Source organism: Streptomyces sp. NP-1717, from assembly GCF_022695985.1.
Classification (GTDB): Bacteria; Actinomycetota; Actinomycetes; order Streptomycetales; family Streptomycetaceae; genus Streptomyces.
Genome location: NZ_JAAPBF010000368.1, coordinates 1 through 4,186 on the forward strand (window position 1 = coordinate 1; position 4,186 = coordinate 4,186).

2 protein-coding genes are annotated in these 4,186 nt (G+C 70.0%); both read left to right on the forward strand.

The annotated features are described in order from the left end of the window. Window positions 1–2,268 (forward strand): SDR family NAD(P)-dependent oxidoreductase (locus GXP76_RS34385; RefSeq protein WP_242575543.1); only part of this gene is annotated, 2,268 nt, incomplete at its 5' end. 64 nt (window positions 2,269–2,332) lie between these two features. Beyond that, on the forward strand, window positions 2,333–4,186 hold a 1,854-nt coding region (locus tag GXP76_RS34390), incomplete at its 3' end, for a type I polyketide synthase (protein ID WP_242575544.1).

Consider the following 4,186-nt stretch of genomic DNA (forward strand, 5'->3'; position numbering starts at 1 on the left):
CACCACTACTGGCTCAACGCACCGACAAACAGCACCGGTTCGGGGCAGATCAGTGATGTCGAGGAAGCGCGGTTCTGGCAGGCGATCGAGCAGGGCGATCTCGACGCCCTGGCCACCACACTCCGGCTCCCGGACGACGCGGACTCGGCACAGGCGACGCTGACGGCGCTCTCGCCGGTACTCCCGATGCTGTCTTCGTGGCGCAAGCAGCACACGGAGCGTTCCGCAGTGAGCAACTCCCGCTACCAACTGAGCTGGACGCCGGTCAACACCCCGTCCTCCGCCGCGCTCTCCGGTCGGTGGCTCGTCGTCTCCGCCGAGGAGTCCGGAGAAGCCGGACCGTCTGCGGAGTGGACGGCCTGGTGCACGTCGGCCCTGCGCCGCGCCGGTGCCGAAGTCGTGGAGCTGAAGACGGACGGCGCCTCCACCGATCGCGCAGGGTTCGTCAAGGCGCTGGGCGATCTTCCGAGTGACGAAAACCCCCCGGCCGGTGTGCTGTCCCTGCTCGCGCTCACCGGCACGACACGTCACGCGGACACGGCGGATGACGCGGCGACCGACACGGACGCGACCGGTTACGGGTCGCTGTCCGGCACCGCCGCGCTGATCCAGGCTCTCGGCGACGCCGGGTGGCAGGCACCGATGTGGAGTCTCACCAGCGGCGCTGTCTCCACCGGGGTCTCAGCCCCGGTCACCCACCCCGCCCAGGCCCATGTCTGGGGCCTCGGGAGGGTGGCCGCGGCAGAACACCCCGAACGCTGGGGTGGCCTGGTGGATGTCGTCGGCGATCTCGACGAGCGCACTGGTGGGCTGCTGGCCGCCACGCTGGCCGGTGACGGCGGCGAAGACCAGGTCGCGATCCGGCCCGGCGGCGTTTTCGGGTGCCGCCTGCGGACCGCGTCGGGCAGTCGGCCGCCGCGCCGTAACTGGCGCCCGGCGGGTACCGTACTGGTCACGGGCGGAACCGGTGCGCTGGGCGCGCACGTCGCCCGGTGGCTCGCCGGCAAGGGAGCGGCGCACCTGCTCCTCACCAGCCGCAGGGGCGAGTCCGCCCCCGGAGCCGCGCAACTGCGCGCGGAACTGGAGAAGTTGGGCGCCACGGTCACCATCGCGGCTTGTGACGTGGCCGACCGGGGCGAGCTCGCCACCGTGCTTGCGGCCCTGCCGACGGAGCAGCCGCTGACCGCCGTCGTACACACGGCCGGGCTTCTGGACGACGGCGTGCTCGACGCGCTCACCCCGGAGCGGCTGAAGCGCGTGCTGCGGCCGAAGACGGACGCCGTGCTGAATCTGCACGAGCTGACCAAGGACCTCGACCTGTCGGCCTTCGTCCTCTTCTCCTCGATCGCCGGGGTGCTCGGCAGCATGGGCCAGGCCAACTACGCGGCCGCCAATGCCCACTTGGATGCGTTCAGTGAGTACCGACGCGCCGCCGGGCTGCCGACGACCTCGATCGCCTGGGGCCCTTGGAGCGGCGACGGTATGGCGGCCGACGAGGCGGTCGACCGCAACATACGCACCACCGGCGTACGGCCGCTGGCCCCCGACGTCGCGATCGCGGCGCTGCAAGAGGCTCTCGACCGGGACGAGACGCGGCTGGTCGTCGCCGACATCGAATGGCAGCTCGTCGCGGCCTCCGCCGCCGACGCCGCCCGCCGGGACCCGCTGCTCGGCGAGTTCCCGGAGGTACGAGCGGTGTGGCAGGCGGCCGATCAGGTGGCAGCAGATGGAGTGCTGGCCGCCACCGCTCTCCGGGACAAACTCCAGGGTGCGGGGTCGAACGCCGAACGCGAGCAGGTGGTACTGGAGTTGGTGCAGTCCCGTCTCGCGACGGTGCTCGGCCACGGCTCGGCCGATCTCGTCGAGGGCGACAAGGCGTTCCGCGAAGTGGGCCTGGACTCGCTGGGCAGCATCAAGCTCCGTAACGCCGTCAACGCGGCCACCGGGCTGAACGTGTCGGCAACGCTGCTCTACGACTACCCCACACCTCTCGCTCTCTCCCAGTACCTCCTCACCGAGATCACCGAGGAGGACACCGTCACCGAGGCGACGCTGCTGGCGGAGCTGGAGAGGCTCGACGGCGCCCTGAGGTCCCTCGCCCTGGCGGACAGCGGCCGGCGGAGGGTCGCGGGCCGGCTGCAAGTCCTCCTCTCCAAGTGGGGGGACGAGCCGGACCGGACCGATGAAGAGAGTTCACACCAGGATCTCGACGCGGTGACCGCGGAAGAGCTCTTCGACCTGATCAGCGACGAGTTCGGGAAGTCGTGATGGCGACCACCAGCGGACCGGACGCACGCATGGACTTCCCCGACGACTCAAGGAGCTTGCGCTAATGGAGAACGAGAAGAAGCTTCTCGACCACCTCAAGTGGGTCACCGCCGAGCTGCGGCAGGCCCGCCAGCGGGTGCGCCAGCTCGAAACGGACGGCGACGAACCCATCGCCATCGTCGGTATGTCGTGCCGTCTCCCGGGTGACGTGTCATCGCCGGAGGATCTGTGGGAACTGGTCTCCAACGGGACCGACGCCATCTCGGAGTTCCCCACGGACCGTGGGTGGGACACCGACTCGCTCTACCACCCCGACCCCGACAATCCGGGCACCAGTTACTCGCGGCACGGCGGCTTCCTGCACGACGCGGCCCAGTTCGATCCCGAGTTCTTCGGCATCTCGCCGCGCGAGGCGACGGCCATGGATCCGCAGCAGCGGCTGCTGCTGGAGACGTCCTGGGAGGCCTTCGAGCGGGCCGGCATCGACCCGACGGCTGAGCGCGGTCACCAGGTCGGCGTCTTCGCCGGCGTCGAGGACCAGGACTACATCAGCCGCCTGCGCTCCGTGCCGGAGGAGTACGAGGGCTATATCGGCACGGGCGCCTCGATGAGCGTCGCTTCCGGTCGCGTCTCGTACACCTTCGGTTTCGAGGGTCCGGCGGTGACGGTGGACACGGCGTGTTCGTCGTCGTTGGTGGCGCTGCATCTGGCGTGCGAGTCGCTGCGCAAGGGTGAGTCGTCGCTTGCGCTGGCCGGCGGTGTGACCGTGATGGCCACGCCTGCCTGTTTCGTGATCTTCAGCAGGCAGCGGGCCATGTCCGCGGACGGCCGGTGCAAGCCCTTCGCGGCGGGTGCGGACGGCACCGGCTGGAGCGAGGGCGCGAGCATGCTCCTCCTGGAGCGGCTGTCGGACGCCAGGCGCAACGGGCACCAGGTCCTCGCGGTGGTGCGGGGTTCGGCGGTGAACCAGGACGGCGCCTCGAACGGCCTCACGGCTCCGAACGGGCCCGCCCAGCGCAAGGCGATCGAGCAGGCCGTCGTCAACGCCCGTCTGTCGGTGTCGGATGTGGACGCGGTCGAGGCGCACGGCACGGGTACGACGCTGGGTGACCCGATCGAGGCGCAGGCGCTGCTGGACACCTATGGCAAGAACCGCTCTGCCGAGCAGCCGTTGTGGCTCGGGTCGTTGAAGTCGAACCTTGGTCACACGCGAGCCGCATCGGGGGTCGCCGGTGTGATCAAGATGGTGATGGCGATGCGGGAGGGCGTGCTGCCACGCACCCTGCACGTGGACGAGCCGACGCCGCACGTGGACTGGTCGGTGGGAGCGGTGGAGCTCCTCAGGGAGAACAGGCCGTGGGGGGTCGGGGAGGACCGGCCGAGGCGGGCCGGTGTGTCCTCGTTCGGTATGAGCGGGACGAACGCGCACGTCATCCTGGAACAGGCCCCGGTGGCCGATCCTGTCGAGACCGCGGTGGCGGATGACTTGTCCGGATCTTCTTCGGGTGTGGTGGTGTGGCCGGTGTCGGGTCATACGGCTCCGGCTCTGGCCGAGCAGGCATCGCGGCTGCACGCGCACCTTGCCGCGCATCCGGAGATCCTGCCCGAGCAGGTCGCGCACGCGCTGACCACGACTCGCGCGGCCCTGGCCCATCGGGGTGCGGTGGTTTCCGCTGACCGTGGGGAGCTGATGGAGGGGCTGGCGGCTCTTGCCGACGGTGATCCCAGTGCGCATGTGGTGAGCGGTGTGACGCGTCCGCAGGGCAAGTCGGTGTTCGTCTTCCCGGGTCAGGGTGCCCAGTGGCCGCTGATGACTGCGGATCTCCTGGCCACTGAGCCTGTCTATGCCCAGTCCATCGACGCGTGCGCCCAAGCGCTGGCCCCGTATGTCGATTGGTCGCTGCGAGATGTCCTCACC